Annotated in this window: 17 protein-coding genes and 1 pseudogene; 7 read left to right on the top strand and 11 right to left on the bottom strand. The window is 55.2% G+C overall.

The window, feature by feature from the left end; genetic code table 11:
- A pseudogene (locus ACREAY_RS04500) lies at positions 1-777 on the bottom strand (hypothetical protein); the annotation flags it as partial.
- Between the two features lie 80 nt (positions 778-857).
- Between ACREAY_RS04500 and ACREAY_RS04495 the strand changes: the two are divergent.
- On the top strand, positions 858-1,967 hold the full coding sequence (locus ACREAY_RS04495; protein ID WP_431754567.1) for a tetratricopeptide repeat protein: 1,110 nt from the start codon (positions 858-860) through the stop codon (positions 1,965-1,967).
- A gap of 27 nt (positions 1,968-1,994) precedes the next feature.
- Positions 1,995-3,011, top strand: a complete 1,017-nt coding sequence (locus tag ACREAY_RS04490; RefSeq protein ID WP_431754566.1) for a hypothetical protein — start codon at positions 1,995-1,997, stop codon at positions 3,009-3,011.
- Here the strand turns inward: ACREAY_RS04490 and ACREAY_RS04485 are convergent.
- Complete coding sequence (locus ACREAY_RS04485; RefSeq protein WP_431754565.1) at positions 3,008-3,130, bottom strand: hypothetical protein; 123 nt, start codon at positions 3,128-3,130, stop codon at positions 3,008-3,010. The genes ACREAY_RS04490 and ACREAY_RS04485 overlap by 4 nt on opposite strands.
- A gap of 93 nt (positions 3,131-3,223) precedes the next feature.
- Here ACREAY_RS04485 and ACREAY_RS04480 point away from each other — a divergent pair, with 93 nt between their 5' ends.
- The 3 genes from ACREAY_RS04480 (at position 3,224) to trxB (ending at position 5,864) form a co-directional block, all read left to right on the top strand.
- Positions 3,224-4,036 carry a sulfide-dependent adenosine diphosphate thiazole synthase gene (locus tag ACREAY_RS04480; RefSeq protein ID WP_431754564.1) on the top strand — a complete coding sequence of 271 codons (813 nt, stop codon included), beginning with the start codon at positions 3,224-3,226 and terminating at the stop codon, positions 4,034-4,036.
- Between the two features lie 27 nt (positions 4,037-4,063).
- Complete coding sequence (locus ACREAY_RS04475; protein ID WP_431754563.1) at positions 4,064-4,780, top strand: DUF6775 family putative metallopeptidase; 717 nt, start codon at positions 4,064-4,066, stop codon at positions 4,778-4,780.
- Between the two features lie 130 nt (positions 4,781-4,910).
- On the top strand, positions 4,911-5,864 hold the full coding sequence (trxB, locus tag ACREAY_RS04470) for a thioredoxin-disulfide reductase (protein WP_431754562.1): 954 nt from the start codon (positions 4,911-4,913) through the stop codon (positions 5,862-5,864).
- Here trxB and ACREAY_RS04465 read toward each other — a convergent pair.
- From ACREAY_RS04465 to ACREAY_RS04430, 8 genes are read right to left on the bottom strand one after another with little or no spacing between them, the layout of a single operon-like run.
- Positions 5,854-6,060: a hypothetical protein gene (locus tag ACREAY_RS04465; protein WP_431754561.1), complete on the bottom strand. Its 207-nt coding sequence runs from the start codon at positions 6,058-6,060 to the stop codon at positions 5,854-5,856. The genes trxB and ACREAY_RS04465 overlap by 11 nt on opposite strands.
- A gap of 45 nt (positions 6,061-6,105) precedes the next feature.
- A complete protein-coding gene (locus tag ACREAY_RS04460) occupies positions 6,106-7,107 on the bottom strand; it encodes a PLP-dependent cysteine synthase family protein (protein WP_431754560.1) in 1,002 nt (333 codons plus the stop codon).
- Position 7,108: 1 nt separating this feature from the next.
- Positions 7,109-7,348 carry a sulfurtransferase TusA family protein gene (locus ACREAY_RS04455; protein WP_431754559.1) on the bottom strand — a complete coding sequence of 80 codons (240 nt, stop codon included), beginning with the start codon at positions 7,346-7,348 and terminating at the stop codon, positions 7,109-7,111.
- A gap of 42 nt (positions 7,349-7,390) precedes the next feature.
- Positions 7,391-8,134 (bottom strand): coenzyme F420-0:L-glutamate ligase, encoded by a 744-nt coding sequence (gene cofE / locus ACREAY_RS04450; RefSeq protein WP_431754558.1) that lies wholly within the window; start codon positions 8,132-8,134, stop codon positions 7,391-7,393.
- A 33-nt stretch (positions 8,135-8,167) separates the two neighbouring features.
- The gene (serB, locus tag ACREAY_RS04445) at positions 8,168-8,818 is read right to left on the bottom strand and encodes a phosphoserine phosphatase SerB (RefSeq protein ID WP_431754557.1); all 651 of its coding nucleotides are present in this window, start codon (positions 8,816-8,818) and stop codon (positions 8,168-8,170) included.
- A gap of 44 nt (positions 8,819-8,862) precedes the next feature.
- Positions 8,863-10,251 (bottom strand): VWA domain-containing protein, encoded by a 1,389-nt coding sequence (locus tag ACREAY_RS04440; protein WP_431754556.1) that lies wholly within the window; start codon positions 10,249-10,251, stop codon positions 8,863-8,865.
- A complete protein-coding gene (locus tag ACREAY_RS04435) occupies positions 10,235-11,881 on the bottom strand; it encodes an AAA family ATPase (RefSeq protein WP_431754555.1) in 1,647 nt (548 codons plus the stop codon). Before ACREAY_RS04435 ends, ACREAY_RS04440 begins: the two co-directional genes overlap by 17 nt.
- 42 nt (positions 11,882-11,923) lie before the next feature.
- Positions 11,924-12,049 (bottom strand): hypothetical protein, encoded by a 126-nt coding sequence (locus ACREAY_RS04430; protein ID WP_431754554.1) that lies wholly within the window; start codon positions 12,047-12,049, stop codon positions 11,924-11,926.
- Between the two features lie 211 nt (positions 12,050-12,260).
- Here ACREAY_RS04430 and ACREAY_RS04425 point away from each other — a divergent pair, with 211 nt between their 5' ends.
- Together ACREAY_RS04425 and ACREAY_RS04420 are read left to right on the top strand one after the other, a co-directional pair.
- Complete coding sequence (locus ACREAY_RS04425; RefSeq protein WP_431754553.1) at positions 12,261-12,878, top strand: 30S ribosomal protein S13; 618 nt, start codon at positions 12,261-12,263, stop codon at positions 12,876-12,878.
- A 9-nt stretch (positions 12,879-12,887) separates the two neighbouring features.
- Positions 12,888-13,397 (top strand): 30S ribosomal protein S4, encoded by a 510-nt coding sequence (locus ACREAY_RS04420; RefSeq protein WP_431754552.1) that lies wholly within the window; start codon positions 12,888-12,890, stop codon positions 13,395-13,397.
- Here the strand turns inward: ACREAY_RS04420 and ACREAY_RS04415 are convergent.
- The coding region (locus ACREAY_RS04415; protein WP_431754551.1) for a hypothetical protein at positions 13,390-14,038 on the bottom strand (649 nt) is incomplete at its 5' end. The two genes, ACREAY_RS04420 and ACREAY_RS04415, sit on opposite strands and share 8 nt — an antisense overlap.

Genomic DNA, 14,038 nt, shown 5'->3' with positions numbered 1-14,038 from the left:
CCTCTTATTGAAACGGACGATAATTGCAGGGCTATCTTTGGTTATGCACTCACCCCAACTTCTTCTCAGACTCAGGTATTGTTGGTAAAATCCCCAACTTTCGAGCGTGATGAAGGTATCATAGGCATAGTCGGCTGAAGTGGCGTAGACCTTAACATGAGCAGTCAGGACGCGGTTTGGATCGTTCTTGTCGTAAATGGGAGTAATGTCTCCAACCCGCAGCCCTGCTAGTCCTCCAAGCCTCATCCCGGATGAGCAGAGTAGCAAGATGATGACCTTTCCCCGCAAGTCAGTGTAATTGAGCATCTTTTGAATATCCTCTCGACTATAGGCTTCATCATCCGCCGCGAGGTCACTCCTTGGAAGTAGCTTGTTTATCTTGGTCCAATTCAACAAAATGTCGTTCATAGAGAGGAAAAGCTTGATACATGGAACAAGAGTTACGACACTTGTCGGCTTTAACTCACCCTTGTCAACCCTGTCCGCCAGAGCCAAAACATACCCTTCAACGAGCCTTTGAAGCTCTATTTGCCCCTCAATGTTTGGTCGGTGTTCGCCATTGGCGGCCTTTATGTAGGGAGCATACCTCTCAACTATTTGCTCTGTGTTCATCCCACCATGGACTAGAAAATAGCAGAGGTTTCGACGATAGAACTCGAGCGTCCTTTCAGTCTTTATGGCTCGTTTAAATACTGTGTAGGACCTACCAACTAGGTATTTACCATAGTCCCGCCTAAAGACTACTGCTTCCTTCCTTTTGTGTGCCTGTTCCTGCATCTTCTCTCTCGTAGATAAAATTGAGCCCGTGTTAGTTGATTTCATAATCTATTTATCTTCGAAATGGGTCAGCTACAACAATGGGCAGGTTCTTTGGAAAGGGCAAGGACGAGGCCCCGGCTGACGCTCAGGAAAGGCAGGATTATACCGACGCTGATTTCCAAAAGCGCGACCTATTCAAGAAAGGCATCAACCACATGTCAAACGACAAGATGCTCGACGCCATCCGCAGTTTCGAGCTGGCGCTCAGGGTGGACCCGCAGTACGTTGACGCGTGGATCAAGAAAGGTTACTCTCATTTCCATCTGGGCGAATATACCGTCGCCACGAGCGCGTATGACAGGGCGCTAGAGATAGACGTCAACAACGCCGAGGCCTGGAACCTCAAAGGCCTGGCTTATTACAAGTTAAATAACTATGAAAAAGCAATAGACTGCTGCGAAAAGTCCATCGACATCGACCCTAACGACGGAATGGCATGGTACAACAGGGCGTGCTACATGACGCTGTCCGGCAAGGTCGACGAGGGGCTTGAGGCGCTAAAGCGCTCGATAGAGATAGACATTGCAAACGCGAGAAAGGCAGTTAAGGACCGCGACTTTGAGAACGCGCGCGCAGAAGAGGGGTTCCGCAGGATAATTGAAGTCGTCGTGCTAGAGTCGATAAGGCAGGGCTATGACTATGTCGGCAAGATAGTGTGGGTCACAGGCATCGACAAGATCGAAGTCGAAGACGCAATCATGCGCCTGTCGATGAAGGGGCTGCTGACAAGGCGCGAAAAGCGCAATATCACCGGCCTTGAAGAATACTATGAGCTGACCAAGGACATTGCAGACAAGGTAGGAGTCACGAAAAAGGTCGGCCTATTTAACAAGAAGGAAGTGTCGGCGCCGATGCAGCAGCTCAAGGACATCAGCGAAGTGCTCGGCAGGGCCAAGGACTCTATCGAGCGGGGCGACCTTGAGGCGACCAAGCAGGCCTTTGACGAATTGATAAATCCTGCCAAGCACGGCAGCGCCATGATAGAGCAGTTCTTTGAAGAGCACCGCGATCTGCGCCTTGCGCAGATACGCCTGCGCGACAAGGGGCAGGAGTACCTCAACGCCAACAAGTCGGCACTCTCCGAAATGGTGACCAGGATCGACATGATTGTCAGAAAGGGCCCGGTGACCAAGCCAGCAAAAGATTAAATCTACACGCTCTTTATTGCGTTTCAGATGGCAGACATCAGAGTCGCCGTAATCGGGGTCGGCAACGTCGGCGCAACTTTTGTTCAGGGCGTGGATTACTACAGCAACAGCAAAAACACCGTCGGCCTGTGGCACCAAAAGGTCGCCGGTTTCAAGCCCTCAAACGTAAAGATAGTCGCCGCCTTTGACGTCAGCCCCGCCAAGGTCGGCAGGAACCTTGCGCAGGTGGTTTCTGAGAGCTCTAGAAAATATCACGAGTCCAAGGACAATGAAATTACAGTCAGCCCCGGCATCCTGCTTGACTCTTTCAACAGCCCTGACAGCCCCGTCAAGGCGTCGGCGGCAGAGCTTGCCAAAGAGCTGAAAAAATCAGGCGCCGACGTCGTCCTGAACCTCATTTCGTCCGGCATGGACAAGACGTCTGCAGAATACGCAAGGGCTTCCCTTGCGGCAGGCGCGTCGTTTGTCAACGCGACCCCTGCAAAAGTAGCCAACTCGCCGCTTGCTGCCAAGTTTGCGCAAAGGCGGCTGGTGCTTGCAGGCGACGACCTGCTGAGCCAGTTTGGCGGCACCGCGTTCCACAAGGGCATGATCGACTTTATGGTGGAGAGGGGCGTCCACGTTTCCAAATCCTATCAATTGGACGTCGGAGGGAGCGAGGAGACAAGGCGCACGATGGACGAGCGGATAAAGATGCTAAAGCGCGACATGAAGACGGTGTCGATAGGCATGGAGGCGCCCTACGACTTTGAATCAGTCGCGGGGACGACTGAATATACAGATTTCCTCGGCGACTCTCGCAACAGCTATTACTGGATGTCAAGCGAGGGCTTTTTGGGCAGCAAGATAATCATGGACCTCACCCTGCGCACGAGCGACGGCGCAAACGCCGGCAACGTGCTTCTGGACGTCGCAAGGGCTGCAAAGGCTCGTGGCAACGTCAAGAAAATCACCGAAGCCATCAACGCCTATGGCTTTAAAAAGCCGGCCAAGGGGGCCAGGATAAGGCAGGCATACTCGCATTTCGTCGAGATGTTTGCCTAGGCGACTACTGTTTTTTTCCGGTTTTTCATCCCGTTCTTTTTGTTCTTGTTCGAGTCTGTGCTCTTGTCCTTGGCGGCGTTCTTGTCGTCCTGCTTGTTTCCGGTCCTGTTTCCAGGCATGAGTAACATGCGTTCCCAAGATGTAATAGAGTTACGGACGGAGAGCGCGGCTCTGGCATTATCTATTAATATCCAGCCGGGGCAGCTACGCTCATGGCCAAGATATTCGCCGATGTGAGCGAAAAAGAGATCACAAGGACAATCGCGCAGATGTTTAACGAGACCATGAACGAATTTGTCGATTCTGACGTCATCATCATCGGCGCAGGGCCGGCCGGCCTTACCGCAGGCAGGGAGCTTTGCAAGGCAGGCGTCCGCACGCTGATAGTCGAGCAGAACAACTATCTCGGCGGCGGCTACTGGGTTGGGGGATACATGATGAACCCAGTGACAGTGAGGGCGCCGGCGCAAAAGGTGTGGGACGAGCTGGGCGTGCCGTACAGAAAGATAAACGACGGCCTGTACGCGACGTGGGGCCCGCACGCTTGTTCTAAATTGATTGCCGCAGCGTGCGACGCAGGCGTGAGGTTCCTGCAGCTGACCAAGTTTGACGACCTTGTGCTCAAGAACAAGCGCGTCGCAGGCGTGGTCGTGAACTGGATGCCAGTTTCCGCGCTGCCAAGGAACATCACGTGCGTGGACCCGGTCGCGCTCGAAAGCAAGATAGTCATCGACGCCTCCGGCCACGACTCGGTCGCCGTAAGGCGCCTGATGGACAGGGGATATGTCAAGTGGAAGGGTATGGACCCGATGTGGGTGGAGGGAAGCGAGGACGCGGTCGTCAACAACACCGGCGAGGTGTTCCCGGGCCTCATCGCGGCAGGCATGTCAGTCACCGAGACTCATGGCCTTCCGAGGATGGGCCCGACCTTTGGCTCGATGCTACTGTCCGGCAAAAAGGCCGCCGAAATCGCGCTGGGCAAGCTGAAGGAAATGCCAAACCCGCCAAAGCTAAAGGCAAAGTAAAATACTGTTCTCCCCTCTTTCTTTTTGTTGGATTTCCGCCACGTCCATTTTTACGCCCACGATTCTCTGCCCTGCATTGACAGAGTGGTAAGGCAGGTGGCAGAGGTTTTCCCCAGCTGCACCTTGGACGTGAAAGAGCCGCTGCCGCTTCCAGACGTGGACCAGGCAAGGATCTCCGACGTCAAGCAGCCTTTTGAGCGCCAGCCCGCGGAGCACCAGGATTTCGATCTTGACGGCACGCAGGTGGCCCTGTACGACGGCTTTGAATTGCAGAGGCTGCTGGCGCAAGAAATGACAGGTTCTGGCGACGCCCACATTGTCTTTACCGACCTGCTGGCCTGCACGTTTTCAGAAGACGACTGGCGCTACCACGCAAGGACCGTCGTGTGCGGGACGCCAGCGATAATTTCGACAGCAGGCATCATAGAGGCGCCGGCCAGGCCGAGGGAGTTTTACGCGCCGTTTGCAGACATCCAGTCTCTAAAGCGGAAACATGCAGGCAGGTTCATCGACTATGGCGATGAAAGGATGGCAGACGCCGCCGCAGGCTGCGCCTTCCAGGCGCTGTTCTTTTTCCTCACAGACGGCGAGCCTTTCTGCGACAGCGACGGCTGCAGGCTGTTCAACGCGCACTGGCAGAAAGACCTGATCCGGACTCAGGTGGAAAACCCGGCGCTCTGCCCAAAACACAGGTCCCTTGCCAAGAAATTCAATAGCAGGCTGGCTGCCGAGAAAAGGATTTGACAGGCATCCCACATCAATGTAAAACATGCAGGATAAATATTGCATCATTGTAAATTATTCAATAACCTGTGCGCAAAATGCCTGCCCGAACCAATTATTAAGAGGCTAGAGGAATCCCAGCCTGACCTACTTGGCCGAGAACAGCCCGCAAAAGCATTACGACGTGATAATAATCGGATCAGGACCTGCAGGGTACACGGCCGGCGTCTACACCTCCCGAGCAAAACTGTCGGTTCTGGTGGTAACCGGCACCCTTCCGGGCGGCCAGCTGATGACGACAAGCGAAGTGGAGAACTATCCGGGCTTTCCAAGCGGCATATTCGGGCCGGAATTAATGATGAACATGCGCCAGCAGGCCGAGCGCTTTGGCGCAGTGGTTGTCGACGACGAAGTGACGCAGGTCGACTTTAAGAAAAGGCCGTTCAAGGTAACAACTCATTCGGAAAGTTATGATTCAGACGCAGTAATCGTCTGCACAGGCGCGTCCCCCCGCAAGCTGGGCTTGAAATCAGAGCAGCAGTTTGGCGGCAGGGGCGTGTCCTACTGCGCGACGTGCGACGGCCCCTTCTTCAAGGGCGAGGACATTGTCGTCGTAGGCGGCGGCGACACGGCAGTTGAAGAGGCGACGTTTCTCACGAAATTTGGCAAGTCCGTCAAGGTCGTCCACAGGCGCGACACCTTATCCGCAAGCAAGATAATGCAGGAAAAGGCGCTGAACAACCCCAAGATCGAGTTTGTCTGGAACAACGTCGTTTCAGATATCAAGGGAGACAAAAAGGTTGGCACCGTGCTTGTAAAGGACTTGAAGAGCGGCAAAGAGACGACCCTGAAGGCAGGCGGGCTCTTTGTTGCAATCGGCCACGAGCCCAACACGTCCATCTTTAAGGGCCAGATAGACCTTGACGACAAGGGCTACATCACATTGAAGGAGCATACGAGGACCAACGTCGAAGGGGTATTTGCCGCAGGCGACGTCCACGACCACCGCTACAGGCAGGCAGTCACGGCAGCAGGGTTTGGCTGCATGGCGGCCATCGACGTCGAAAGGTGGCTGTCGGAAAAGCGCGCAAACGTCAGGCGCTAGCTTTTACCCCTTGCCGCGTGTAGGCGGCTATCATCACAAGGAGGCCAGATGCAACAATCAGGGGGATTATCACCATCTGCAGGTACTGGGCATAGGTATAGTCGGGGTTGTATATCGGCCCCTTGGCGTACGCCTCGCCCCCTGTTGTCAAGACGCCAAAGAGCAGTAGGACGGCCAGAACAGCCGCTGGCTTCATGGCACGGTTACCGCGCCCGGGTATAAAGGGTCGATGGAACCGGCGTCAAAAGCTGTAGGCCAGCTTTGACATGTGCTTGGCGTTTTTCAACGCATTGCTGTACTGGTCTTCTGTAAAGACGCCTTCTCGCACGAGCAGGCTCTTGAACTTGCGCCCGTCGTCTGCAAATATGCCGACGACCACGCCGCTGTCTATATTTTCCGCGGCCTTTAGCATCGACGTCATGGCCGAGCCGGACGACGGTCCCACCAGCAGGCCCTCCTTGTCTGCAAGCATTTTCACCGCGTCGAACGAGTCCTTGTTGGTCGCAGTCATCCATTCGTCGACCACTGAAACGCGTTTTTTGAAGAGGTCCGGCATTGCCGACTCTTCAAAGTTCCGCAGTCCCTGGAGAAGGTGGTTCTTTTGCGCCTGGATTGCAACCACCCTGACTTGCTTGTTCTGCTCTTTCAGGTACGTCGCAGTCCCGGTTATCGTGCCGCCTGTGCCGCAGCCCGCGAGAAAGTGGGTAACAGTACCGTTGGTCTGCCTCCAGATTTCCGGCCCGGTGCTTTCATAGTGGGCGAGAAAGTTGGCGTCGTTTTCGTACTGGTTTGGCATGTAGTAAATGTCAGGCCGCGGTTTTGAAATCGCCTTTGCAAGCGCGATGCTCTGGTCTGTGCCTGCGCCAACGCGTGGGCACAGGTCGTCAGACGTTTCGTGCAAGGTCGCGCCAAGGTGCCTCAGGATGTCCTTGGTCTCATCGCTCACCTTTTCAGGGATGACAATTTCCACCCTGTAACCTAGAGCCGACGCGATGCCGGTGAGCGCGATGCCGGTGTTGCCGGACGTCGGCTCGATTATGATGCTCTTGTCCTTTTTCAGTATGCCGCGCTTTTCCGCGTCTTTTACCATCCAGTACGCGGCGCGGTCCTTGACAGAGCCAAAAGGGTTGTGCCATTCCAGCTTGGCGTAAAACTTGACGTTCTTTGTCGCAAACGACTTTAGCTCTACAAGTGGCGTCTGCCCGATGCGCTGGACGACGTCAGGGCTTGCGACTGCGGTCATTTTATTTCGCCTTTTTGATTACGAATTCTAAATCTTTATCGGTCTTGTTGATTGCCACAAGGACGTGGCCGTTGCGGTTGACCCACCGCGAGATGTCCTCTTCCGACTCGGGGTCGTCGGCAACGATCTTTAAGACATCGCCAATCGATAGACGCTCAATTTCCATCTTGGTGCGGAACACCGGCTCGGGGCAGTAAAGTCCCCGGACATCGATGGACTTGGTCGGGCTGCTGGCACTCATGATAGCAGACAATATTGGCGCCGGCGTTATATTAAGTGTTATTCACCCTCTACTACGCCGAAAAAGGTCGGTTTTTTTCTTCCGGACGAGGGGCTTTGAGGAGGCCTTTGCGTCCTTTTCGTAGGCATAGCCCCTTACCACTGCAACGGGTATGCCGCCAGCCTTGCCCATGGCAAGCTCGGCCGCCGACGCGATTTCGTCTGCCACGGCTATTTCGGTGACGTGCAGCCGCCTGCCAAACATGTCCTTTTTCCCAATGTAGCTTTTTATCGGCTTTATTCCCGCTACGCCCACCGCGACGTTTGCCTGCCCTTCCCGGAAAGGCCGGCCAAACGTGTCTGTAATGATGACTGCAACATGAAAAAAGTTGCGCAGTCTTTTTGCCGATTTGTCAGGATCGACAGGCAGCAGCACCGCGCTGTTGTCGTCGCCAATGTTGCTCTGGTCGACTCCGGAATTTGCGCAGATAAAGCCGTGGCGCGTTTCGGTGATGATGATGCCATTTTTCACAATGACTATTTCCTTTGACTCTTGCAGTATCAGCTCTACAAGCCGCGCGTCCTTTTGCAGCTTTTTGGCAAGCCGCAGGGCTTTGGCCGACGGCATGACCGTCGCAAGGTCGACGACGCGCCCTTCTGCCTTTGACACTATTTTTTGCGCAACGACGAGTATGTCGCCATCTTGCAAGTCGACGCTGCTATCCTCCAGGGCTTTGGAAATAATCGCCGCAAGGCTTTTGCCAGACTTGACTTCGCCCTGCACCCTGATGGGAATTACGGTTATCAATCAGGGAGATATTGTCGCAGAGGGTTAGAAAAACTAGCTGGCTGCAAGCACGGCCTTGCCGAACTTTTTTTCCAGCAGGTGGAGCAGTATGCTCAGGTCGCGCTGCTCTATCGTGTCGTCTGCCCGCTCCTTCACCACTTCAACGGGGCAGAACCCGACGGTATATCCCGCAACCGCAAACAGCTTCAAGTCGTTTGCCCCGTCGACTATGACCACAATGTCTTCCTTTTCCACGCCCCAGTCTTTCAAAGTCGGCCGTATCGCTGCCGCCTTGTCTGACGTCACGTTCAGCTTTACGTCGTCGAGCTTGCCATCTTTGAAGACAAGCTCGTTTGAAAATATCTTGTCGATGCCAAGGTCCGCCTTTAGCCTGTCGGTGATAATGGTAAACCCGCCTGAAACGGCAATCATCTTCCATCCCGCCCTCTTTAATGCCGAGCACAGTTCCTTTGCGCCGGGCATCAGCGGAAGGTTCTCGGCGATCTCTTTGGCCTTGCCCTGGTCTATGCCGCGCAGCGCGTGGACGCGCCTTATCAGCCCTTCCTCCCAGTTGATGTCGCCTCGGATGCCGGCCTTGGTGATGTCCCAGATCTCTTTTTCCTTTTCAGGCCCCATAAGCGAAGACAGGACTGGCAGGTACTCGGCATTGAGAAGCACCCCTTCCACGTCAAAAACGGCCAGCATTTTTCCTTGCTTAACCAAAGCACCCTAACCTCATTATATTAAGCTTAGGAGTGAGACCTCAGCGTCTGCTGCTTTTTGTTGCTCAGATAATCGGTCAACAGCACCTTGTCAATGTCGACAGGGTTGATGTAGTACGACCGGCCCTTGACGTACTTTTCCATCTCGTTGACGTACCCAAGGAGCGAGTCCTCTTCGCTAATCATTATCGTATCGATGTCGATTTTTTGAGAGTGCACCTTTTTTGCCTCGACGAGGGTCCGGCCTCCGATGTACTGGTCTACCTGCCTGTACCTGTAGCAGAGGTAGACAAGCTCGCCTGACGCGACGTCGAGGCTCATGCTCTGGTTCTGCTTTACCGCGTCTATCGTCTCCTTGTCCGGCGTGTAAAAGTGCGAATAAGGCCGTTGCGACAGAATCGTGTCCTGCTCGCCCTTGTCGTCGATAAAGCAGGCGCTGGGGTGGCCGTCTGTCACCAGCACGATGCGCTTGTTCTCCGCCCCGTCCTTTTGCAAAATCCTGCTTGCCAGCCTGAACGCGGCTTGATAGTTTGTATAGTGCAGGAAATCGGCGCCGGGCTCAAACGTTTTCAGGTATGGTATGTCGGCAGGCACTATCTTGGACGCAAGCGCGCCAAAGCCGACGATGTATATAGAGTCGGAGGGAAAGAACTTTTTATTCAAGAGATACAGGCTCCACAGTGCCCTCTTGGCCGCCTCTATTCTGCTCATGTCGCCAAACATTGTCGCGTAGCGCATGGTAGAGCTGAGGTCGATGCAGTACACGACTGCCACGCGCACGTCGCGCATCGTTTCATACTGCTCAAAGTCCTCGACGTCTATCTGCAGCGGGAGTTTCACGCCCTTGCCCTTGGCGCTGCGCTCGATGGTGTTGAGCAGCGATTTTGGCACGTTCAGGAGCCGGATGTCGTCTCCCGGCTCGTACTTTTTACTAGTGTCAAGCACGAGCGAGCCGGAGCCATAGTCGGACGCTTCGTGCATGCCAAACTCGCCGGCCTTTAGCGCCTTCATGACGTCCTGCAGGATCTTGCTGCCAATGTCGGCAAAGCCCTTGCTTGAAAGCCACTTGGGCGAGTCTTTCAGGTAGCCTTTTTGCACAAGCTGCCTGACAAGGGGCATCCCGTCGCTGTCGTCGGCCCTGTCGCCGGCCTGCGACCCCTGCTTTTGCTGCTCTTGCTCGCCTTGCTGCCCCTGAGAAAGCGACGACATCACCCCCTGCAGCGCCTGCTCGAGCTCTTGCAAAGTCGGCGTCTTTTCGCGCAGCGCCTCCCTGCCGGCGGCTTTCAATAATTTATCGAGTACGTCCTTTGGCAGGTCCTTGCTTCCCTGTTGCTGCTTTTGCTGCTCCTGCTGGCCCTGATCGTCAAGGGCGAAATAGACGTATTTTTTGCTGCCGGCTCTACTCGGCGAGGCCATAGCTGTTGTCCTTCTTGTCCAAGAGCGGCGGCTGAATGTGGCGCAGGCCTTCAAGGACGATCTCTGCCACTGTCGCGGTGAATTCGCCGTTTATGTCCTGCATGGCGATGCTTGGCGAGCTGATGCCAAGGGACTTTGCTCTCTCGGCAAACTTTTTCTGCTCCTCCTTGATGGTGCCTGCGGTGTCGCTTACCGCCTGCTTTAGAACCGGAAACCTTGCCAGCTGCGACTCGTAATCCGAGTCGCCCTTTTTGCCGCCGGGCAGCACCTGCGAGACCTGGAACGCCTTGTTCTTGGCAAACTCGTTCTTCATATTTGCTATCTGCTCCGGCGCGACCTTTTCCACGTATTCAAGCGACACTTCCTTCAGCGCGGCGTCGATGACAGAGTTGAGCAGGTTCCGGCGGTTTTCCCGCGTGTCTTCCATCTCTGCAAGCTCGAACTTGGACGACTGGTGTATGCAGTGCATGTCGGAAAAGCGCGGCACCGCCTTTACTCCCAGTATTATGGACCTGGTGCGCTCCGCCTCGCCGACCATCATCTCCATCGAGTGCACGGCCATCCTGACGCTCACGCCCTTGTCGTGGTTCACGTCGTGGTGGGCGCGGGTCATCTGCGTTATCTTGGCTATCGCCTTTACGACAGGCACGGGCAAAAAGACGTTCTTGGTGTCCGCTATCTTGGTCTCTTGCGCGATTATGAGCATCTCGTCTTCGACCGTCTTTGGGTAATGCGTGTCGACGTGACTCTTTAGCCTGTCAAACAATGGCTCGATTATCTTGCCAGAGTGGGTGTAATCGATTGGGTTTGCAGTCGCGATTATCTTGACGTCCGGCCTGAAAATCACGGGGTACGCGCCCGTCGTGAACCGTCCTTCCTGAAGCACGCTCAATAGCGACACCTGCTTTCTCGGGTCAAGCACCGGCAGCTCGTCGATGCACAGGATGCCGTGCCTTGCCTGCAGCAGCTGCCCAGCCGAATACGATTCCATGCTGTACAGCTCGACGCCCTTTTTCGCTATCTTTATCGCGTCTATCTGCCCCACGAGGTCCTTGACAGAGATGTCCGGAGTCGAGAGAATGTACTTGAACCGGTCGGCGCCGGAAAGCCAGTCTATCTTTGTCTCCAGCTTGTCCTGCCGGACAATGTCTTCGCATTCCCGCGACACGGTAAACTCGGGCACCGTCCTGACGACTTCGCCGCCTGACAGGAGGGCGACCATGTGCTCTTCGGGAATGGTCGTCGGCACGTCGTTTGTGACGGTCCCCCGGACGACCGGGATGGGCGACAGCAGGTTCTTGGCTATGGCCTCTGCAATCTTGGTCTTGGCCTGCCCTATCTGGCCCACCAGCAATACATCATGCCCGGACAGGATTGCGCGGTTTACGCCAGGGACGACGTCGTCGTCGTAGCCTATGATGCCGGGGTAGGGGTGCTCGCCGGCCTTTAGTTTCGCGACCAAGTTGCCGCGCAGCTGCTCCTCTACGGTGACGTGCTTGTAGTTTATCTTTAACAGGTCGCCAAGGGTCTTTACCTGTGTATAGTCCTCCGGGACCCCCGGCATGACCTCCGTATACTTGGGTTTTGAGCCATAAGAGCGCCTGACAGAATCTTCAATCTTGGAACTCATTTATCAGAAAAGAGATCTGATTCATAGGAAATTTAAAGATTTTCAGTGGTTTTCCATTGCGAGCTCGCACTGGTGCAAGTATTCTTCAAATGCCAGCTCGTCTTCCGTCTTGGCCTGCTTGGACACCAGTTTCACTGCTGCTTCCTTCTTTGTAGTAGTCGTCGTCACGTTCAGGATAGTAGGTACAAGTCTCTTTATAACGATTTACATGAACCAAAGCGCACACAACGATAAAGATTTTTGACAAAATCGTCTCAGGAGGGCAATAACTGGCATCTCCAGGTCGACCGGTGCGCCTGTTTGTTGCAAATATTGCATGTTTTTCAAGCGAGAGAGCCTAGGATAGTTTTTATTGCCGTCCGTACGCTTGGAAAATGATTTGTCCGCTTCAGAGTACAAGTACATACTCAGAATCGCCGGAAAGGACGTTGAAGGCAGCAAGAAATTGATAGTGGCCCTCAGCGAGGTTAAAGGCGTAGGTTACAATTATGCGCAGGTATTGATCCAGTCGCTGAACATAAACCCCAACATCCGCGTCGGGTTCCTGACAGAAAGCCAGCTCCGCGAAGTAGAGCAGGCCATCGCCAACCCGACCAAGTTTGGCGTTCCAGACTGGTACCTGAACAGGAAGAAAGACATGGACGTCGGCACGACGCGCCACCTGATTACATCCGATCTCGATTTTGCGATAAGCAACGACGTTGACCGCGAAAAGACCATCATGAGCTGGAGGGGCTACCGCCACATGTTCGGCCTACGAGTCAGGGGCCAGCGCACCAGGACGACCGGCAGAAAGGGCGGAGCGGTAGGCGTGAAAAAGACAAAGCTGGTCACAGGCGCAGCTCCGGGAGCCCCAGGGGCGGCACCGGCAGCCGGCGCAGCTCCGGCAGCAGCCAAGCCAGCGGCCGGCGCAGCTCCGGCAGCAGCCAAGCCAGCGGCCGGCGCAGCTCCGGCAGCAGCCAAGCCAGCGGCGGCAAAGGAGCCGGCGAAAAAGTAGGTGTTATGAATGGGAGATCCTAGAAAGTCAAGAAAGATGTTCCACCGCCCGCGAAGGATCTGGGCTACCGACCAGCTTTCCGCGGAACTGTACATCATGGGCTCGTACGGCCTGAGGAACAAGCGCGAGCTCTGGAAGGCGCAGACAGAGATGGCAAGGATCAGGAACCAGGCACGCGCCTTGCTTTCATCGACGGCAGAAGTAAGGGCAGAGAAGGAAAAGCGCTTGCTCAACTCGCTGCTCCGGCTCGGCCTCGTCAAGGAAGGCGCGACGCTTGATGACATCCTCGGACTAAAGGTCGAGGACCTGCTAGAGCGCAGGCTGCAGACCCTGGTCATGAAGAAGGGCGGGACCAAGTCGCCATACCAGGCAAGGCAGATAGTGAGCCACGGCCACGTCTCTATAGGCAACAGGAAGGTCAACATCCCCGGCTACATCGTCAGGACGGACGAGGAATCACGGATACTCCTCCACATAGAGGTTGCCCCCAAGCCGGCCGAGGCGTCGCCAGCTAGCTGACGACGTCCACGTGATCTATTTTTCCGTCGGCATCCATGTCAAAGCCCTGCACTACCAGGGCCCAATCTTCTTTGCTCTTGTATTTCTTTAGCACCTCTTCTCCATAGTTTGTCAGCGCAATGACCGCGGATTTTGTGCCGGCAGACCTCACGCCGGCGACTATGACTATGTTTGACGACTCGTCGTAAGGGTTCTTTATCCTCGCTATCAGGCCGTGGTTGTCAGAGCTGTAGCGCTTGCCCGACTTGTCAATGAGGCCGGACCAGAAATTGCCTTCGTCAAACCGTATTGGCAGGTGGCGGTTGAACTCGGCAGTCACGATGTTTGTGCCGGGGCCGCCTATAGAGATCAGGTTGTTGCCCAGGACCTTTTCGGCCTTGGCGTCTACGTCCAGCTTTACCACAAAGTCTGAAGGCGGGGCGCTTGCGATGTTGCCCAGAAAGAACGCGAGGTGGACGGCATAGTGCCCGTCGCGGGCAGACGACTTGTAGGGCCCGTGAGGCTCTGGCGCGCCTACGACCAGCAGGCCGTCGAACCTGTCGTCTTTGACAAATCCGTCGAAAAACCGCATGGCGTCCTTGTGCCTCCCCGCGCCCATTTCAACCGGCGTCTCGCCCCAGTCCAGCTCGATGCCAAACGCG

Source organism: Nitrososphaera sp. (genome assembly GCF_050748925.1).
In the GTDB taxonomy this organism is placed as follows: Archaea; Thermoproteota; Nitrososphaeria; order Nitrososphaerales; family Nitrososphaeraceae; genus Nitrososphaera.
This window is presented reverse-complemented; position numbering and strand designations above follow the sequence as displayed.